The 18,549-nt window shown below is 57.2% G+C and carries 19 protein-coding genes; 8 read left to right on the forward strand and 11 right to left on the reverse strand.

Annotated elements, in window-relative coordinates; genetic code table 11:
- Position 1: 1 nt before the first annotated feature.
- From purH to aroQ, 8 genes are all read right to left on the reverse strand, one after another.
- Entirely contained in the window at positions 2–1,585 is a 1,584-nt protein-coding gene (gene purH / locus O3C79_RS06700) for a bifunctional phosphoribosylaminoimidazolecarboxamide formyltransferase/IMP cyclohydrolase (protein ID WP_494385290.1), read from the reverse strand.
- Between the two features lie 27 nt (positions 1,586–1,612).
- Positions 1,613–1,894: a DNA-binding transcriptional regulator Fis gene (gene fis, locus O3C79_RS06705; RefSeq protein ID WP_010322349.1), complete on the reverse strand. Its 282-nt coding sequence runs from the start codon at positions 1,892–1,894 to the stop codon at positions 1,613–1,615.
- 25 nt (positions 1,895–1,919) lie between these two features.
- The gene (gene dusB / locus O3C79_RS06710) at positions 1,920–2,897 is read right to left on the reverse strand and encodes a tRNA dihydrouridine synthase DusB (protein ID WP_494385291.1); all 978 of its coding nucleotides are present in this window, start codon (positions 2,895–2,897) and stop codon (positions 1,920–1,922) included.
- A gap of 147 nt (positions 2,898–3,044) precedes the next feature.
- Entirely contained in the window at positions 3,045–3,995 is a 951-nt protein-coding gene (locus O3C79_RS06715; RefSeq protein WP_494385292.1) for a DUF3426 domain-containing protein, read from the reverse strand.
- Between the two features lie 4 nt (positions 3,996–3,999).
- Positions 4,000–4,908, reverse strand: coding sequence for a 50S ribosomal protein L11 methyltransferase (prmA, locus tag O3C79_RS06720; RefSeq protein WP_494385293.1), 909 nt, complete (start codon positions 4,906–4,908; stop codon positions 4,000–4,002).
- Positions 4,909–5,066: 158 nt separating this feature from the next.
- On the reverse strand, positions 5,067–6,407 hold the full coding sequence (gene accC, locus O3C79_RS06725) for an acetyl-CoA carboxylase biotin carboxylase subunit (protein WP_494385294.1): 1,341 nt from the start codon (positions 6,405–6,407) through the stop codon (positions 5,067–5,069).
- A 22-nt stretch (positions 6,408–6,429) separates the two neighbouring features.
- Positions 6,430–6,888, reverse strand: coding sequence for an acetyl-CoA carboxylase biotin carboxyl carrier protein (accB, locus tag O3C79_RS06730; RefSeq protein WP_010322344.1), 459 nt, complete (start codon positions 6,886–6,888; stop codon positions 6,430–6,432).
- A 48-nt stretch (positions 6,889–6,936) separates the two neighbouring features.
- Complete coding sequence (gene aroQ / locus O3C79_RS06735) at positions 6,937–7,386, reverse strand: type II 3-dehydroquinate dehydratase (protein ID WP_494385295.1); 450 nt, start codon at positions 7,384–7,386, stop codon at positions 6,937–6,939.
- A gap of 276 nt (positions 7,387–7,662) precedes the next feature.
- Here aroQ and O3C79_RS06740 point away from each other — a divergent pair, with 276 nt between their 5' ends.
- Complete coding sequence (locus O3C79_RS06740) at positions 7,663–8,688, forward strand: DUF2333 family protein (protein ID WP_494385296.1); 1,026 nt, start codon at positions 7,663–7,665, stop codon at positions 8,686–8,688.
- A gap of 23 nt (positions 8,689–8,711) precedes the next feature.
- Complete coding sequence (locus O3C79_RS06745) at positions 8,712–9,485, forward strand: ParA family protein (RefSeq protein WP_494385297.1); 774 nt, start codon at positions 8,712–8,714, stop codon at positions 9,483–9,485.
- 52 nt (positions 9,486–9,537) lie between these two features.
- On the opposite strand, the gene O3C79_RS06750 is transcribed toward O3C79_RS06745, so the two are convergent.
- Positions 9,538–9,948 carry a PA2817 family protein gene (locus O3C79_RS06750; protein ID WP_494385298.1) on the reverse strand — a complete coding sequence of 137 codons (411 nt, stop codon included), beginning with the start codon at positions 9,946–9,948 and terminating at the stop codon, positions 9,538–9,540.
- Positions 9,949–10,108: 160 nt separating this feature from the next.
- On the opposite strand from O3C79_RS06750, the gene O3C79_RS06755 reads away from it, so the two are divergent.
- Genes O3C79_RS06755 through O3C79_RS06770 form a run of 4 tightly spaced genes read left to right on the forward strand, consistent with a single transcriptional unit; the run spans position 10,109 to position 13,210 of the window.
- Positions 10,109–11,041, forward strand: coding sequence for an ABC transporter ATP-binding protein (locus O3C79_RS06755; protein ID WP_494385299.1), 933 nt, complete (start codon positions 10,109–10,111; stop codon positions 11,039–11,041).
- The gene (locus O3C79_RS06760) at positions 11,038–11,811 is read left to right on the forward strand and encodes an ABC transporter permease (RefSeq protein WP_010322338.1); all 774 of its coding nucleotides are present in this window, start codon (positions 11,038–11,040) and stop codon (positions 11,809–11,811) included. The genes O3C79_RS06755 and O3C79_RS06760 overlap by 4 nt, the downstream gene beginning before the upstream one ends.
- Positions 11,811–12,635 (forward strand): NADPH-dependent 7-cyano-7-deazaguanine reductase QueF, encoded by an 825-nt coding sequence (gene queF, locus O3C79_RS06765; RefSeq protein ID WP_494385300.1) that lies wholly within the window; start codon positions 11,811–11,813, stop codon positions 12,633–12,635. The genes O3C79_RS06760 and queF overlap by 1 nt, the downstream gene beginning before the upstream one ends.
- 17 nt (positions 12,636–12,652) lie before the next feature.
- Positions 12,653–13,210, forward strand: a complete 558-nt coding sequence (locus O3C79_RS06770; protein WP_494385301.1) for an NAD(P)H nitroreductase — start codon at positions 12,653–12,655, stop codon at positions 13,208–13,210.
- A gap of 294 nt (positions 13,211–13,504) precedes the next feature.
- On the opposite strand, the gene O3C79_RS06775 is transcribed toward O3C79_RS06770, so the two are convergent.
- Positions 13,505–14,518: an IS110 family RNA-guided transposase gene (locus O3C79_RS06775; protein ID WP_494384249.1), complete on the reverse strand. Its 1,014-nt coding sequence runs from the start codon at positions 14,516–14,518 to the stop codon at positions 13,505–13,507.
- A 270-nt stretch (positions 14,519–14,788) separates the two neighbouring features.
- On the opposite strand from O3C79_RS06775, the gene O3C79_RS06780 reads away from it, so the two are divergent.
- A complete protein-coding gene (locus tag O3C79_RS06780) occupies positions 14,789–15,238 on the forward strand; it encodes a YiiD C-terminal domain-containing protein (RefSeq protein ID WP_494385302.1) in 450 nt (149 codons plus the stop codon).
- A 275-nt stretch (positions 15,239–15,513) separates the two neighbouring features.
- Complete coding sequence (locus O3C79_RS06785) at positions 15,514–16,527, forward strand: IS110 family RNA-guided transposase (RefSeq protein ID WP_494384249.1); 1,014 nt, start codon at positions 15,514–15,516, stop codon at positions 16,525–16,527.
- A gap of 307 nt (positions 16,528–16,834) precedes the next feature.
- Here O3C79_RS06785 and O3C79_RS06790 read toward each other — a convergent pair whose 3' ends face one another.
- Positions 16,835–18,526 carry an ABC transporter permease gene (locus tag O3C79_RS06790; RefSeq protein ID WP_494385303.1) on the reverse strand — a complete coding sequence of 564 codons (1,692 nt, stop codon included), beginning with the start codon at positions 18,524–18,526 and terminating at the stop codon, positions 16,835–16,837.
- Positions 18,527–18,549 lie beyond the last annotated feature (23 nt).

Here is an 18,549-nt window from a genome sequence, read left to right on the forward strand (position 1 = left end):
CTTAGTGGCGGAAATGGCGCATGCCGGTGAAGACCATCGCCAGACCGTGCTCGTCGGCGGCGTCGATCACTTCCTGGTCACGCATGGAGCCGCCCGGCTGGATTACAGCAGTGATACCGGCTTCAGCCGCAGCGTCAATACCGTCACGGAACGGGAAGAAAGCATCGGATGCCATGACGGATCCCGGTACTTCCAGACCTTCGTCAGCGGCCTTGATGCCGGCGATCTTGGCGGAGTACACACGGCTCATCTGGCCAGCGCCGATACCGATGGTCTGGCCATCTTTAGCGTAAACGATAGCGTTGGATTTAACGTACTTGGCCACTTCCCAGCAGAACAGCAGATCGCGGATTTCCTGTTCAGTGGGCTGGCGCTGAGTCACGATCTTCAGCTGGGACGCATCGATCATGCCCAGGTCCTGGTCCTGCACCAGCAGACCGCCGTTAACACGCTTGTAGTCGAAGCTGTGCTTGCGCTCTTTATCCCACTGGCCACATTCCAGCAGACGTACGTTCGGCTTGGCCGCCACGATGTCAGAGGCTTCCTGAGACACGGTCGGGGCGATGATCACTTCAACGAACTGACGCTCAACGATTGCCTGGGCAGTCTTGGCATCCAGTTCGCGGTTGAAGGCGATGATGCCGCCAAACGCAGAGGTCGGGTCAGTCTGGAAAGCGCGGTTGTAGGCTTCCAGAATATCGCTGCCTACGGCAACGCCACAGGGGTTGGCGTGCTTGACGATGACACAGGCCGGCTCCTGGAACGGCTTGACGCACTCCAGTGCAGCGTCGGTGTCGGCTACGTTGTTGTAGGACAGCGCCTTGCCCTGCAGCTGGCGAGCGGTGGAAACACTGGCTTCCCCCGGGGTAGCTTCTACATAGAAGGCAGCACGCTGGTGCGGGTTTTCACCGTAACGCATGTCCTGCGCCTTGACGAACTGGGTATTGAAAGTGCGCGGGAAGTCGGCCGGAACCTCTTCATCTCCTTCAACAATCGCGCCCAGATAGTTGGCGATCATGCCATCGTATGCAGCCGTGTGCTCGAATGCTTTAACCGCCAGGTCAAAACGGGTTTTGTGAACCAGGCCGCCGGTGCTTTTGAGCTCGGCGATGATGTTGTCGTAGTCGGAAGCATTAACGACGATAGCAACATCTTTATGGTTTTTGGCCGCAGAACGCACCATGGTCGGACCACCGATATCAATGTTCTCGATCGCCATCGGCAGGTCGCAATCCGGGCGGGCGATGGTCGCCGCGAACGGGTAAAGGTTCACGACAACCATGTCGATCGGCTGGATACCGTGCTCACCCATGATAGCGTCGTCGGTACCGCGACGGCCCAGAATGCCGCCGTGTACTTTCGGGTGCAGTGTTTTGACGCGACCATCCATCATCTCCGGGAAGCCGGTGTACTCGGAGACTTCAACCGCCGGGATGTTGTTGTCGCACAGCAGCTTGTAGGTGCCGCCGGTGGACAGGATTTCGACGCCTTGTGCACTCAGCGCCTGAGCGAATTCGACGATGCCGGTTTTGTCCGATACGCTGATGAGGGCGCGACGGACAGGGGTGCTGTTCTGTTCAGACATGCTTAGGTTCCCGTTACAAATGAATGCTTACAGCAGGCCGTACTGCTTGAGTTTCTTGCGCAGAGTGCCGCGGTTCAGGCCCAGGACTTCAGACGCCTTGGTCTGGTTATCCTTGGTATAGGCCATTACGCTTTCAAACAGCGGGGCCTCAATTTCGGACAGCACCATCTGATAGACATCGGTAACAGGCTGACCGTCCAGCTGCTTGAAGTAGCTGGTCAGTGACTGGTGCACGGTGTCACGCAGAGTCTGCTGCGGAATCTGTGCGTTTGCGCTGTTGTTTGTCTCTTTCACGTCTTTGGTTTCCACTGTACTTCTGTACCCAATCCAGGGATCAGGCTGCGTTTCGCCGTTGAGCAAAATACTGGTCGACGGCGGCGAGCTGATCTGATGCTGTTTCAAGTTGATTAAAGCGTTGCCGAAAGTCCTGGTCGTTGCCGCAGCTTTGCAGATACCAGCCCAGATGTTTACGCGCGATACGTACGCCCAGGTATTCACCGTAGAACTGATGCAAGGCGTCCAGGTGCTGACGCAAAATGCGATGCTGTTCGTCGGGTGTCGGATCCGGGCGCAGTTCACCGTTGCGCAGGTACTGGTCAATCTGTCCGAGCAGCCAGGGGCGTCCCTGGGCCGCGCGGCCGATCATCACGGCGTCAGCGCCGGTATGTGCCAATACCTGAGAAGCCTTCTCGGGCGAGTCGATATCGCCGTTGGCAAACAGAGGAATGCTGATGGCGTCACGGATGCGTGCGATGGTGTCGTATTCGGCCTGTCCCTGGTATTTGTCAGCGCGGGTGCGTCCATGAACCGCCAAAGCAGCGATCCCCGCAGACTGAGCCATTTTGGCAATACGCACGCCATTGCGTGAATCCGGACACCAGCCGGTGCGGATTTTAAGCGTGACCGGAACTTCTACAGCTCCCACGACTGCGTGCAGAATCTCTTCAACCAGAGTTTCGTCGCGCAGCAGGGCGGATCCGGCCGCTTTATTGCAGACCTTTTTGGCAGGACAACCCATATTGATGTCGATAATCTGGGCGCCGTTTTCCACGTTGAGCCGTGCGGCTTCTGCCAGCATCTCCGGATCGCCACCGGCGATCTGGATGGAGCGGGGTTCGGCTTCACCACGGTGATCAAGACGGAAACTGGATTTGCGGGTATGCCAGAGGCGCTTGTCGGCCGTGACCATTTCGGACACCACCAGCCCAGCTCCCATTTCACGGCAAAGCTGCCGGAAAGGGCGGTCGGTTACACCGGCCATTGGGGCCAGAATCACCCGACTATCTATGTTGTATGGGCCGATTCTGAACATGCCGCATCCCGTCAAAAAGGTAAAAGAAACACGTGTCTGCCGCATTGCTGCAGCAAACCAGGGTTTAACTTTCGGAAGGTGGGCAATGATACTCTTTCGGACCTCGGTGGCCAACCGTTTCTGATGAAAAATTGACCTGTAAAAGCGTCAGAGGGGAGCGACAAGCTCCAGCTCATAGCTGGTGCCGCGGCGTCCAGGGGCGGCCAGTTCGAGATTGATCTGCATGGACTGGCCCGGTGGCATCTGTTTCGGGTCCAGGGTTTCGGCATCCAGGTATTCGTCAGGCTGGAAGGTCCGTTGTGCCACCAATCGGCCCTTGAGGTCTGTAAAGCGAAGGCTCAAGGCCGGCCAGGGCTGTTCAAAGGGTGCCCGGTTTTCCAGCAGGATAGTGGCATTGAGTGCGTCGCGGTATTGCGGGTGTGGCTGCAGGATCAGGCCATGATTTTCGATGAACGCGAGTGCGGGGCGCTCCAGCGAGCAGTCGACCCGATCACACAAGAGTGCATAGACACTGCCCAGTTCCGAGTAGCGTGCCAGCTGGGCACGTTCAAACCAGATCAGCTGAGCAGCCAGCCCCAATATGGCCAGCAGGCAGAGCAGCAGCCAGCCGGTGGTGCGGACAGGGTTGGGGTCATTATCGGCCGGATGTCCCAGGTGGAGTGCTTCGGTGCGAAAGCCATCGAGTGTGTCCGGGCGGTTTGCGGTGTCGTTGTGTGTGGCCTCGTGCGCTGTGTCGGGCACTGCCTGAAAAAGCTCAGCCTGTTTTGCCGCTTCAGGTTCAGCCCTGCGTGCGACGCTTGTCTCGACGGCAGGCTGCTGCGGTGCTGTGCTCTCAGCTGCAGGTGTTTGAGGTGTAGCGGTCTCGGACCGGGGTTTTGCTGTTTCGGTGCCGGCGTTGGAGGGCTGTGTCGGTTCAGGTGCTGCCGAGACTGGTGTTGCAGCCTCGGCTTTGCGAGTCGGCGCGGGTCGTACACGGTGCTGCTGGGCATCGAACACCAGCAGGCAGGCGCCACAACGAACTTGCCCGGCGGCCAGCTTCAGCTGACCGTCGCTGACGCGAAACCGGGCATGGCAGTTGGGGCAACGTGTGACGACCAAGACGTCAGTCCTCTTGTCGACGGGTACCGCTCAGGCGAATCCAGCCTTCACGTTCCGCGGGCGGGTCCATTTCAAACCAGCGTGAATATACAGATGTTAGCTCATCTGCCTGCTGGGATAACAGGCCAGAGAGCAAGACTTTACCGCCTGGGCGGACACGCTCGGCCAGAGTGGGAGCCAGTTCCGCCAGCGGGCCGGCCAGGATATTGGCCACCAGGGTATCGGCTTTGATCAGGGGAGCATCCGGCGGCAGGTAGGTATCCAGCTGGGAGGCTTCCAAGCCGTTTCGCTTCAGGTTATCCAACGTTGCCGTCAGGGCCTGGGTATCGATATCCACTGCCTGTACATGATTGGCACCCAGCAGCAGAGCCGCAATCCCCAGGATGCCACTGCCACAGCCGTAGTCGACAATCTGTTGGCCATCCAGGTGTTCACCGTCCAGCCATTCCAGGCACAGGGCGGTAGTGGGATGCGTACCGGTGCCAAAGGCAAGTCCCGGGTCCAGCATCAGGTTGACTGCTTCAGGGTCCGGTACTTCACGCCAGCTCGGGCATACCCAGAGGCGCTTGCCAAACTGCATGGGGTGGTAGTGATCCATCCATTCGCGTTCCCAGTCCTTGTCTTCCAGAATCTCGGCCTTGAACTCGGGCTGAGAAGCACCCTCCGGTGTGTCCATCTGTTGCTGGGCCTGTTGCAGCAGTTGCAGGGTTTCCTGCAGGTCGTGCTCGGCATCAAACAGACCGGTGACAACGGTGGTGTTCCACAGAGGGGTAGTCCCAAGATCGGGTTCGAAAATAGGCTGGTCGGCCGCGTCCTGATAGGTGACGGCGCCACATCCGGCAGCCAGAAGCAGGTCTTCATAGGTCTCGGCCTGCTCGGGATGGATGGAAACTTTGATCTGCAGCCAGGGCATGCTGTTACTCCGGTCTATGAGTGCTGTCATTATGTCCTAAATCCGCGACGGGTAAACCCCAGGATACTGATGCAGGGCAAGGCAAGGCGGGAGTCGTCAAAGCGGTATTCAGGGAGAGAGGGAAGAATGGCAGCCCGGACTCGGGCTGCCATGGCAGGTCAGAGACCCAGTTTCTTTTCCAGGTAGTGGATATTCACGCCACCCTGGGCAAAGTTGGTATCGCGCACGATATCCTGATGCAGAGGGATATTGGTCTTGATCCCTTCAATCAGGGTCTCGTCCAGTGCACTCTGCATGCGGGCCAGGGCTGTTTCACGATCATCGGCGAAGGTGATCAGCTTGGCGATCAGGGAATCGTAGTGCGGCGGTACGCTGTAGCCACTGTAGAGGTGCGAGTCGACACGAACGCCGTTGCCGCCAGCCGCGTGGAAGTGGGTAACCTTACCCGGGCTTGGCATGAAGGTTTTCGGGTCTTCCGCGTTCAGGCGGCACTCGATGGAGTGACCACGTAGCTTGATATCTTCCTGCTTGTAGGACAGCGGCAGGCCGGAGGCGATGCGCAGCTGTTCTTTAACGATATCCACACCGGTCACCATTTCGGTGACTGGATGCTCAACCTGGACACGGGTGTTCATCTCGATAAAGAAGAACTCGCCGTTCTCGTACAGGAATTCGAAGGTACCGGCACCGCGATAGCCGATCTCGATGCAGGCATCGACACAGGACTTGAGTACGCGCGCACGGGCGTCTTCGTCGATCATCGGGGCCGGTGCTTCTTCCACCACCTTCTGGTGACGACGCTGCATGGAGCAGTCGCGGTCGTACAGATGGATGGCGTTGCCCTGGCCGTCAGCCAGTACCTGCACTTCGACGTGGCGAGGCTTCTCGAGGAATTTTTCCATGTACACGGTGGCATCACCGAACGCCGCCTTGGCTTCGGACTTGGTCACCTGAACCGCGTTGGACAGGTGTGCTTCGGTATGAACCACACGCATGCCGCGACCACCACCACCGGCAGCCGCCTTGATGATCACCGGGTAACCGATGCGACGGGCAACCTTGTAGATGGTTTCATTATCATCCGGCAGCGGGCCGTCAGAACCGGGTACGGTGGGGACGCCAGCCTTCTTCATGGCCTCGATGGCTGAAACCTTGTCACCCATCAGGCGGATGGTGTCGGCGCGCGGGCCGATAAAGGTAAAGCCGGAACGCTCAACCTGTTCGGCAAAATCCGCATTTTCTGCCAGAAAGCCATAACCCGGATGGATACCGACAGAGTCGGTTACTTCCGCGGCACTGATTAGCGCCGGGATGTTGAGGTAGCTTTGCGGAGAAGGAGCAGGTCCGATGCAGACCGCCTGATCAGCCAGGCGGACATGCATCAGGTCGCGGTCGGCAGCGGAGTGCACGGCCACGGTCTTGATGCCCAGCTCCTTGCACGCACGGAGGATTCGCAATGCGATCTCGCCCCGGTTTGCAATCAGCACTTTGTCCAGCATAGTGAGTATCCTTGGTCTGCTATCAGGCGATGGTGATCAGCGGCTGGTCGAACTCGACCGGCTGGCCATCTTCGACCAGGATGCTCTCGATAACACCGGACTTGTCGGCTTCGATCTGGTTCATCATCTTCATCGCTTCAACGATGCAGATCACGTCGCCAGCCTTGACGCTCTGGCCCACTTCAACGAACGCGGCAGAGGTGGGAGAGGGTGCACGGTAGAAGGTGCCGACCATCGGAGAGCAAACCGCATGACCTGTCGGAGCCGCTTCAGCCGGTGCTTCAGCTGCGGCCGGAGCCGGTGCTGCAGCCGGAGCAGGTGCCGCTGCCGGAGCCATCATCTGAGCCGGAGCGGGCGCCGCTGCTACCACGCTACCACCGCGGCTGATGCGGACAGACTCTTCGCCTTCCTTGATCTCGATTTCGTTGATGTTGGATTCTTCCAGCAGCTCGATCAGCTTTTTGACTTTGCGAATATCCATACTAAGACGGCTTCTCTGATTCAGGTGTTTAGGATTAAAACTGTCATATTATGTTGCCGCGGCACTGAGCCGCTCATGAACGGCTTCCAGCGCAAACCGGTAGCCGGCCGGACCCAGACCACAGATCACACCCTCGGCCTTGTCGGACAGATAGGAATGCTGACGGAAGGGTTCACGGGCATGCACATTGGACAGGTGAACTTCAATAAAGGGTAAACCTACCCCCAGCAAAGCGTCGCGGATGGCCACACTGGTATGTGTGAAGGCCGCCGGGTTGATGATGATGAACGCGGTGTCCAGAGATGGAGCCTGGTGGATGCGTTCAATCAATTCAAATTCGGCGTTACTTTGAAAGCACTCGACGGAGTGTCCCAGTGCAGCAGCCTGATCCTGAATCATGGTTTCTATCTGACGCAGGGTCAGGGTCCCGTAGATACCGGGCTCGCGCGTGCCGAGCAGGTTCAGATTGGGACCGTTCAAAACCAGAATATGGGCCATGCCGGTACTCCGCGAAAATCGTGACAGCCAGGGGTTATAAACTAAGGTCGGTAGTGTGCATCAAAGTGGAAAGGCTGTCTATGGCGCCAGATTAAAAAACGCCTGATAGCAGCGAGTTTGCCGAAGTTAGGCTTATATCAGCGGATAGCGGTCGTTATTCGTGTCTCTCGACTCAAACGGTTGATTGACCGGAATGCGGAATTTCGCCATAGTGCAATGCAACATTCCGACCGCAGTTTTAGCGACGGTCAGGCTACATAAAGCAAGGAGTTAAGTGTGGAGCGTTTGGAACGTATCTGGCTCAGTATTTGGGACCGCTGCTGTTCAGCCCGTTTTTTGCAGTGGGGGCTGGGTGCAATTCTGGCATGGCTGCTGGTGGCGCTGGTCTTGGGGATGTTCTGGAGCAGCACCCCGGATGGCTTCGATGTCCGTAATCAGGCGGAGCTCCAGACCGATGGCAAACCGGTCACAGGCACACACACCGCAGGTACACTGATTCACATGACCGAGACGCTGCTGGACAAGCCAGGCGGTTACCTCAGTAATGACATGTTTCCGCCGGGGCTCTGGCTGGACAATATGCCTGCCTGGGAGTTCGGTGTGCTGGTTCAGGCCCGCGACATGAGCCGTGCCATGCGCAAAAGCTTCAGCCGCTCCCAGTCACAGTCAACTGAAGACCCGGCTTTGGCCAAGGCCGAACCACTTCTGCACTTCGACCATCGCAACTGGATCCTGCCGTCTTCCGAGCGCGAATACCGCAAGGCTCTCAAACTGCTGCGTGACTACCGCGATCGACTGGGTGATACCAGTCAGCCGGATGCACAGTTCTATGCCCGTGCCGATAACCTGCGCGACTGGCTGGGCGACGTGTCCACCCGTCTGGGCAGCCTGTCCCAGCGCTTGAGCGCCAGTGTTGGCCAGCGTCGCATCAATACGGACCTGGCCGGTGACAGCGCCGGGCGTCAGTCGACGGCGGCCGAAGGCGAGATGGAAGTGAAAACGCCCTGGCTGGAAATTGATAACGTCTTCTATGAGGCGCGTGGTACCGCCTGGGCATTGATCCATTTGCTGGAGGCGGTTGAGCAGGACTTTGGCGAAGCACTGGACAAGAAGAATGCCCGTGCCAGCCTGCGCCAGATTATTCGTGAGCTGGAAGCAACCCAGTCCACCGTGTGGAGCCCGATGATTCTGAACGGTACCGAGTTCGGTTTCCTGGCCAACCATTCACTGGTGATGGCGTCCTACATTTCCCGCGCCAACGCGGCCATTATTGACCTGCGCGACCTTCTGTCCCAGGGATAAGGATATTTGCGGAGTTCTGTATCATGCGCAGAGTGGTATTCAATCAGAAAGGCGGTGTGGGTAAATCGAGCATCGCCGTTAATCTGGCGGCCATTGAGGCCAGTCGGGGGGCGAAGACACTGGTGATCGACCTGGACCCCCAGTGCAACTCGACCCATTACCTGCTGGGGGATGATGCCAACAACCCCGAGTCTGATGTATACGGCTTTTTTGAGCAGGCCCTGAGCTTCCAGCTCAAGCCTCTACCGCCGCACTCGTTTGTGCATGCGACACCGTTCGAGAATCTGTCGATTCTGCCGTCACATCCCGATCTGGGTGACCTCCAGTCCAAGCTGGAAAGCAAGCACAAGATCTACAAGCTGCGCGATGCCGTGGTTGAGCTCAAGGAGGATTTCGATGTGATCTACATCGACACTCCGCCGGCGTTCAACTTCTTCACGCTATCGGCACTGGTCGCGGCAGAACGCTGCCTGATTCCATTCGACTGTGATGAGTTTGCCCGTCAGGCACTTTACAGCCTGCTCAACAATGTTGGGGAAACGCGGGAAGATCATAACGCGGACTTGCAGATCGAAGGCATCGTGGTGAACCAGTTCCAGCCGCGTGCCTCACTGCCGCAGAAGATTGTGGCGGGCCTTGAAGCCGAAGATCTGCCGGTGTTGGCAACACGCTTGCCGGCTTCGGTGAAAATGAAAGAGTCCCACAACGAGGCCAAACCGCTGATTCATCTGGCGCCTCAGCACAAGCTGACCCAGGCGTTTGTGGCGCTGTATGATGAGTTGAGCGCAGGCAACTGATCTACGAAGAGCGAGCAGGTGTGAAAAGCTGCTCGCTGCATCCGCTAACCGGTTAGTGTCTGGTATCAGAACCGGGATCCAATACCGCCTGCCGCAGCTGCAGGTAGTCCACTTCATGTTGCTGGGCTTCTGCTTCTGACAGGGCTTCATCCAGCTGCTGGAACTGGCCAATCTCATCATCGCTCATAAAGTGCAGGCACTCACCGCCGAATAACCAAAAAAGATCGCGTGCCACCAGGTGAACGTATTGGGGATAACTGCGCACCATGCGTACGAGCAGATCCTGTCCCTGGTCGTAAGCGCCTGGCTGGTGGTGGTCATAGGCCTCAACCAGGCTGGCAAACTGATTCAGAAACTCAATATTGACACTCTCAACCTGGTCATCCTTGAAGTCGGCCTGTTGCGTGAGGTTGTTGTAGGCAATTTTCAGCAGATTGAGGTGAAAGGCATGGGAATTGGTCACGCAGGGCTCCAGTGGTAACAGCTTGGTTCGGGTGCGCCGGGGCAGGAAGCGAGGCGCTGGAAGGGGTACAATGGAGGGCTTGGGTTGAATTTTCAAGTTCCGACCTCATCAACAAGCTTCTCCTAATATATAGAAACGCAGACAAACGCATAGGCAGGACATGACGACAGCGCTATCGATACAGGACCTGCGCAAGGTTTATGGCAACAGTTTCGAGGCCCTCAAAGGCATCACTCTGGATGTTCAGCAGGGCGATTTCTTCGCGTTGCTGGGGCCAAACGGGGCGGGCAAATCCACCACGCTGGGCATCGTCTCATCGCTGGTGAACAAGACCTCGGGCAAGGTACAAGTGTTCGGGTATGACCTGGATACCCAGCTGGCTCAGGCGAAACAGTGCCTGGGCGTGGTGCCTCAGGAGTTCAACTTCAACCCGTTTGAAAAGGTACTGGATATCGTCGTGACTCAGGCGGGTTACTACGGCATTCCCCGCAAGCAGGCGACCGAGCGCGCTGAAACCTACCTGCGCAAGCTGGGCCTGTGGGACAAGCGCAACGAGCGTGCCCGCATGCTGTCCGGCGGCATGAAACGACGCCTGATGATTGCGCGCGCGCTGGTACATGAGCCCAAGCTGCTGATTCTGGATGAGCCTACCGCTGGGGTAGATATCGAGCTGCGCCGATCCATGTGGGATTTCCTTACCGAGATCAATGCGGCGGGCACCACCATCATTCTGACCACCCATTACCTGGAAGAGGCCGAGAGCCTGTGCCGCAATATCGCCATCATTGACCACGGCAGCATTATCCAGGACACCAGCATGAAGGCGCTGTTGCAGAAGCTGGATACCGAAACCTTCATTCTGGATTTGAAAGACGACTTTACCGAGCTGCCCGAGTTAAACGGCTACGTCATTCGCCCGCGAGATGCGCATACCCTGGAAGTGGATGTACCCAAGTCCCAGGGCCTGAATGAGCTGTTCAAATTCCTGGCGGAGCAGGGCATGCAAGTGACCAGCATGCGTAACAAGGCCAACCGTCTGGAAGAGTTGTTTGTATCCCTGGTCGACAAGAACCTGAAACAGGAGCGCGCATGAACACCCGGTTGCTCTGGACCGCTTTCGTCACCATCGTTGTCAAGGAAATCCGCCGCTTTACGCGTATTTGGGTGCAGACCCTGCTGCCGCCGGCCATCACCATGACGCTCTACTTCATCATCTTCGGTAATCTGATCGGCTCGCGTATCGGTGACATGGGCGGGTTTGATTACATGGAATACATCGTGCCGGGTCTAATCATGATGTCCGTAATCACCAATTCCTACGGCAATGTGGTGTCATCTTTCTTCGGCACCAAGTTCCAGCGCAACATCGAAGAGCTGCTGGTCTCGCCGGTACCCAACTGGGTGATCCTGGCGGGGTATGTCATCGGCGGTGCTTCGCGTGGCCTGGGTGTCGGCTTTATCGTGACCCTGTTGTCGCTGTTCTTCACCGACCTGCAGATCCATCACCTGTTTGTGACCATTGCGGTCGTGTTGCTGACGGCGATTCTGTTTGCGCTGGGCGGCTTTATCAACGCGGTGTATGCCAAAACCTTCGATGATATTGCCATCGTGCCGACCTTCATCCTGACCCCGTTGACCTATTTGGGCGGTGTCTTCTACAGCATTCAGTTGCTGCCCGGGTTCTGGCAGGGCGTATCCCAGCTCAATCCTATACTCTACATGGTGAACAGTTTCCGTTACGGTATCCTGGGTGTCAGCGATATCAATATCGGTTTCGCTTTTGCCATGATTATCGGTTTTATCGTATTGCTGGGGGGCTATGCCATGCATCTGCTCAACACCGGCAAGGGGATTCGTGAATAATGAGCGAACATCATCAAGTCAAGGCATCGCCGCTGGGGCAGGAGACCGCCTACGTCAACGAATACGACCCCAAGCTTCTGTATCCCATTGCGCGTGATCTGAACTGGCAGGCCAAGGGCGTTACACGTTCGTCGCTGCCGTTCCGTGGCCTGGATATCTGGAACGCCTATGAGGTGTCCTGGCTTGATCAGGGTGGCAAACCGGTGGTGCGTCTGGCCGAGTTTCGTATTCCGGCCAGCTCGCCGAATATTATCGAGTCCAAGTCATTCAAGCTGTATTTGAACTCCTATAACCTGAGCCGTTTCAGCAATGAAGCTGAGGTGCGCACGCGCATGCAGGAAGACCTGAGTGCGGCTGCTGGCGCGCCGGTGGAGGTGATTCTGACGTCCCTCAATGCGCCGGTAGAGGTGCAGCAGCTCAAGGGCCTGTGCCTGGATGAGTTGCCGCTGCAGGTTGAACACTATACCCCGGCGCCGCAGTTGCTGACCTCAGGGGGGCAGGTGCAGGATGAGACGCTGGTCAGTCACCTGCTCAAGTCCAACTGTCCGGTAACCGGACAACCGGACTGGGCCAGTATACAAATCCGCTACAAGGGACCGCAGATCGATCACAAGGGCCTGTTGGCGTATCTGATTTCATACCGTGAACATGGTGACTTCCACGAACAGTGTGTGGAGAACATTTTCATGGATATCTGGCAGCGTTGCCGACCGCAAAAACTCAGTGTCTATGCCCGTTATGTGCGCCGTGGTGGTTTGGACATCAACCCTTACCGCTCCAGCATCAATGACACGCCCCGGAATATGCGCCTTTCACGCCAGTAAGTCTACAGGAGAGACACATGCAGGCACTCGATGTCCTGATCAACCGCGTTTCATGCCCCAAACTGGAAGGGCCGGCCCCGACACAGGAACAGCTGGACAACCTGTTCAAAGCGGCGCTGCGCTCACCGGATCATGGTGCGCTGCGCCCCTGGCGCTTCCTGGTCACTGAAGGTGAAGGGCTTAAACGCATGGGGCAGCTGTATGCCGATGCCGCACGTGCGGATGACCCTGAAGCTTCAGCTGCACGCTTGGAAAAGTGCCAGAACATGCCACTCCGTGCCCCGATGATCATCACCGTGATTGCGGTCACCCGTGAGCATCCCAAAGTGCCTCACAGCGAGCAACTGATCTCTGCCGGCTGTGCCGCGCATGCGATTACTCAGGCCGCTTACGCACAGGGTTTGGGGGCCATGTGGCGCACCGGTGATATGGCCTATAACGCCCATGTGGAAAAGGGCCTGGGACTGAGCGAAGGTGAAAGCATTGTCGGCTATATCTACCTGGGGCAGCCGGGCCGTGACAAGGACGCCCCCAAGCTGGATGTGGACGAGTTTGTCAGCCGCTGGGGTGGTTAAGCTTTAATTAGCTCATCATTCGCGCACGGAGTGCGCTTATATGGATCCGCCCGGGTTGCAAGCCTTTGACCAGTAGATAGAGATTGCATGCTTATATCCGGCCTGTCATCGGGGCGTATCCACCCCTGGCCATTATGAGATATGCACTTGCTGTCCTGATCTCCCACTCGGCTTCTATGAGCCATGCGCGCTCAAAGGCTTCAGCAAGTCGATCTTATCTGTGGTGTCCTAAGGCTCTGCGCAACTCTGGTGATGAGTACCTGTTACATTACTGAGTATTAATATGGCTGACGCTCATGCCCGGTAACACTCTTCCCGTGTCATGAGCGCCCAGACAATGCGGGCCAGCTTGTTGGCCAGCGCGACGATGATTGTATTGGGATGTTTCCCTTTCATCCCGTGAAGCCATCGGGCCAACCGCGAGTCGTCAGTGTGTATCAAGGCGCGATAGGCCGCACGAGCACCATGCACGAGCTGCTTGCGCACGTGGACGTTTCCCTGCTTGCTAATGCCCAGCAGGCGCTCTTTGCCACCACTGGCATGCTGCCGGGGCACCAGGCCCAAGTAGGCACTGAAGTGCCGCGCTGACTTGAAGTGACCGGCATCGCCCGCGTGACTGTACAGCAGAGTGGCATTCACTGGGCCGATACCTGGAATGCTTTGCAGGCGTGTACAGACTGGGTTGTCTCGTGCGATCTGTTTCAGCTCGCGGTCATAGTGAGCAATGCGCTGTTCACGCTCAAGCCATTGATCTCGCAGATCATGAATCAGTTGGCGGCCTCGGTGGCTCAACTCAGCGTCGGCATCTTCTAAAACGCGTGGAACAGCCTCCAGGATGGCTCGATGTCCTTGGGCAATAACGACCCCCATTTCCAGCAAGATGCCCCTCAGCTCATTGCCAATGGCCGTGCGCTCTTTAACCAGCCGTTCACGTACTCGGTGTAGTGCCTGGATGTCGAGCTGGTCGACCGATTTGGGTGCCACTGAAGGCATCGCCGGTCGGGCGGCGGCTTCGGCGATCGCGGCAGCGTCACGCTGATCATTTTTATGCACCTGAACGAAGGGTTTTACGTACCGGGGATGAATAATCTTCACCTGATGCCCGAGCGCACTGATAGCACGTGCCCAGTAATGAGCACCGCCACAGGCTTCAATGGCAACCAGGCTTTTCGGTTGGCGCGCCAAAAAGGGCAGGAGCGCATGCCGTTTCAGTTGTTTTGCAAAGCGGGTATGCCCCTGTTGATCATTGCCTTGAAGTTGGAAAACATGCTTGGCCAGATCAATTCCGATGATGCTAGTCTTATTCATGAGATGGATCCTCTTGCCTGGATGCCGAACCTTGATTGGTCTGCAAACTCAATCATGGCACGGGGTGGGCGGATCCATCTCATTTCCCACACTTAGTCTTTGCAGGTCAGTAATACCGTTGTGGGAGAGCACTCTGTGCGCGAATAATCCCACATTGATAGCATAGCCCGACATAATGGGTGTGTATGAAAGCTTGTAGGAGCACGCTCCGCGCGCGAAAAGCTGTAGTGCCCAATGGGTGTCACAACGCTCAAGTAAATAAGGACTGCCATGCAAACCAATACCCAGGACTTTCTGAAATGGCTCAAAACCCAGATTCCCTTGCTGGAGCATCTGGGCATTGATCAACTGGATTGGGATGGGCAAACACTGACAGTCCCCACGCCGCTGGCGCCCAATGTAAATGACAAGGGAACCGGTTTTGGCGGCTCCCAGGCGGCCATCGCAACTGTGGCGGGCTGGTGTCTGACCACGCTTTGTTTGAAAGAGCGTGAGCTGGAGTGCGACGTGGTAATTGCCGACAGCCATTTGCAGTATCTCAAGCCGGTGACCTCCGATTTTGCGACCCGCGTAACCCTACCGGAGTTGTCAGCCGCTGATGCGCTGGCAGAGCGTGTTGAAGCCCGTGGCAAAGGCAAACTGGAACTTGTGGTTGAAGTGCTTTGCAAAGAGCAGGTATGTATGCGTCTTGAGGGTGTTTACGTCGCGATTAAGCGTTGAGAGGTTGTCAGGCGCTTGAATCATTCGGCCGCGGAGCGGCCTCCCACAGATTCCACAGTTACCGTTACAGGGTGGGCATTATGCTGCTGTGGGATCACAGAGTGGGAATTACCTGTGGGCGCGTGCTCCGCACGCAAAGGCTTAATATGGCACACCAGTTCTCTATTTAGGAAAGCCCGCATAGTGTGGGAAATGAGATGGATCCGCCCACCCCGTGCCATGATTGAGTTTGCAGACCAATCAAGGTTCGGCATCCAGGCAAGAGGATCCATCTCATGAATAAGACTAGCATCATCGGAATTGATCTGGCCAAGCATGTTTTCCAACTTCAAGGCAATGATCAACAGGGGCATACCCGCTTTGCAAAACAACTGAAACGGCATGCGCTCCTGCCCTTTTTGGCGCGCCAACCGAAAAGCCTGGTTGCCATTGAAGCCTGTGGCGGTGCTCATTACTGGGCACGTGCTATCAGTGCGCTCGGGCATCAGGTGAAGATTATTCATCCCCGGTACGTAAAACCCTTCGTTCAGGTGCATAAAAATGATCAGCGTGACGCTGCCGCGATCGCCGAAGCCGCCGCCCGACCGGCGATGCCTTCAGTGGCACCCAAATCGGTCGACCAGCTCGACATCCAGGCACTACACCGAGTACGTGAACGGCTGGTTAAAGAGCGCACGGCCATTGGCAATGAGCTGAGGGGTATCTTGCTGGAAATGGGGGTCGTTATTGCCCAAGGACATCGAGCCATCCTGGAGGCTGTTCCACGCGTTTTAGAAGATGCCGACGCTGAGTTGAGCCACCGAGGCCGCCAACTGATTCATGATCTGCGAGATCAATGGCTTGAGCGTGAACAGCGCATTGCTCACTATGACCGCGAGCTGAAACAGATCGCACGAGACAACCCAGTCTGTACACGCCTGCAAAGCATTCCAGGTATCGGCCCAGTGAATGCCACTCTGCTGTACAGTCACGCGGGCGATGCCGGTCACTTCAAGTCAGCGCGGCACTTCAGTGCCTACTTGGGCCTGGTGCCCCGGCAGCATGCCAGTGGTGGCAAAGAGCGCCTGCTGGGCATTAGCAAGCAGGGAAACGTCCACGTGCGCAAGCAGCTCGTGCATGGTGCTCGTGCGGCCTATCGCGCCTTGATACACACTGACGACTCGCGGTTGGCCCGATGGCTTCACGGGATGAAAGGGAAACATCCCAATACAATCATCGTCGCGCTGGCCAACAAGCTGGCCCGCATTGTCTGGGCGCTCATGACACGGGAAGAGTGTTACCGGGCATGAGCGTCAGCCATATTAATACTCAGTAATGTAACAGGTACTCATCACCAGAGTTGCGCAGAGCCTTAGGACACCACAGATAAGATCGACTTGCTGAAGCCTTTGAGCGCGCATGGCTCATAGAAGCCGAGTGGGAGATCAGGACAGCAAGTGCATATCTCATAATGGCCAGGGGTGGATACGCCCCGATGACAGGCCGGATATAAGCATGCAATCTCTATCTACTGGTCAAAGGCTTGCAACCCGGGCGGATCCATATAAGCGCGCTCCGCGCGCGAATACCCAGCCCAAACGAACCCGGCTCTAAACCCTACCGGCCCTGTCGAGTCGAAGTAATAGAGCGGCTCAGCAGTATCACCGGAACAATCCCCACCAGCACAATCAGCATGGCTGCCAAAGCACTGGTTTCCAGCATCTCGTCAGACGCATACTGGTACACATAAGTAGCCAGGGTATCGTAGTTGAACGGACGCAGGATCAGTGTGGCCGGCAGTTCCTTCATGGCATCCACAAAGACCACCAGAACGGCGGTCAAGAGTCCACCCCGTATCAGGGGCAGATGAACGCGGCGCAGTGTCTGCAGCGGGTTGAGGCCCAGTGAGCGGGAGGCCATATCCATGCTGGGAGTTACCTTGGCCAGTGAGGAATCCACACTGCCGGTGGAGACCGCAAGGAAGCGCACGCAGTAGGCGAACACGATGGCAAAAGGTGTTCCGCTGAGCAGCAGGCCGGTGCCGAAACCGAAATGCTCACGCATGAAAGCGTCGACACTGTTATCGAAGGCGGCCAGCGGGATAATCACGCCAATGGCCAGTACCGCGCCGGGCAGGGCATAGCCCAGGCTGCTGAAGCGGGCGGCCAGGGTCAGTGAACGCTTGGCCGGGTAGAGGCGTTTGCTGTACGCCAGAATGATGGCCACTGTTACGGTCAGCAGGGCGGCCGTCGCGGACAAGGTAAAGCTGTGGCTGGCGTGCGCCAGAAAATCGGCTTCGCCCAGTTGATCCAGTCGACGAATGGCATAGCTGCCCAGCACCAAAAAGGGTACCAGGAAGCCGAATAGAACAGGCAGCGTACAGGCCAGTGTGGCGAGGCCGGCTTTCATTGGGGGCAGGCTGTAGCGGTCGATACTGCCAAAACGGTCGGCGTTGGTGAACTGGCGCTGGCGCGCGCGCGCTATCCGCTCCAGCGTGATCAGCAGAATGACAAATACCATCATCAGGGTGGCAATCTGCGCTGCAGCCCCCAGGTTACCCATATTCAGCCAGGCATCGTAAATGCCGGCTGACAGGCTTTTGACAGCAAAGTAATCCACGGTACCAAAGTCATTCAGGGTTTCCATGGATACCAGTGATAGACCCACGGCAATGGCCGGGCGCGCAATGGGCAGGGACACGCGGTAGAAACTTTGTAGTGGCGAGCAGCCAAAAATACGGCTGGCATCGCGGATGCTCATGGACTGTTCCAGAAAGCTGGCGCGAGACAGCAGGTAAACATAGGGATAGAGCACCAGGGTCAGCATCAGGATGGCGCCCCCCAGGCTGCGAATTTCAGGGAACCAGTATTCACGGGCGGTTTGCCAGCCGAACAGGTCTCGCAGCAGGGTTTGCAGCGGACCGGCATATTCCAGCAGGTCGGTGTACAGATAGGCAATCAGGTAGGCCGGCATGGCAAAGGGCAGTAACAGCGCCCACTCGAAAATACGCCTGCCGGGGAAATTGCACATGGTGACCAGCCAGGCAGTGCCCACGCCAATCATGACCGAGAGGCAACCGACACCGGCCAGTAAGAGCAGGGTGGTCTTGATGTAGACCGGGAGAATGGTGTCGACCAGGTGCGGCCAGATATTTTCGGTTGGGAACAGGGCCAGCCAGAACACGGCCAGCACCGGCAACATTACCAGAATGGCACTGCCCCAGGCGATGGAATACCAGCCCGGCATCAGGCGGCGGGGCTTGCGGGTATCGATCAGCGGTGGTGCAGCGGTGGCGGTAATGTCGTTCATCGTTTGGTAATACGCACAAAAAC

The organism is Marinobacterium sp. NO-S09 (assembly GCF_059179545.1).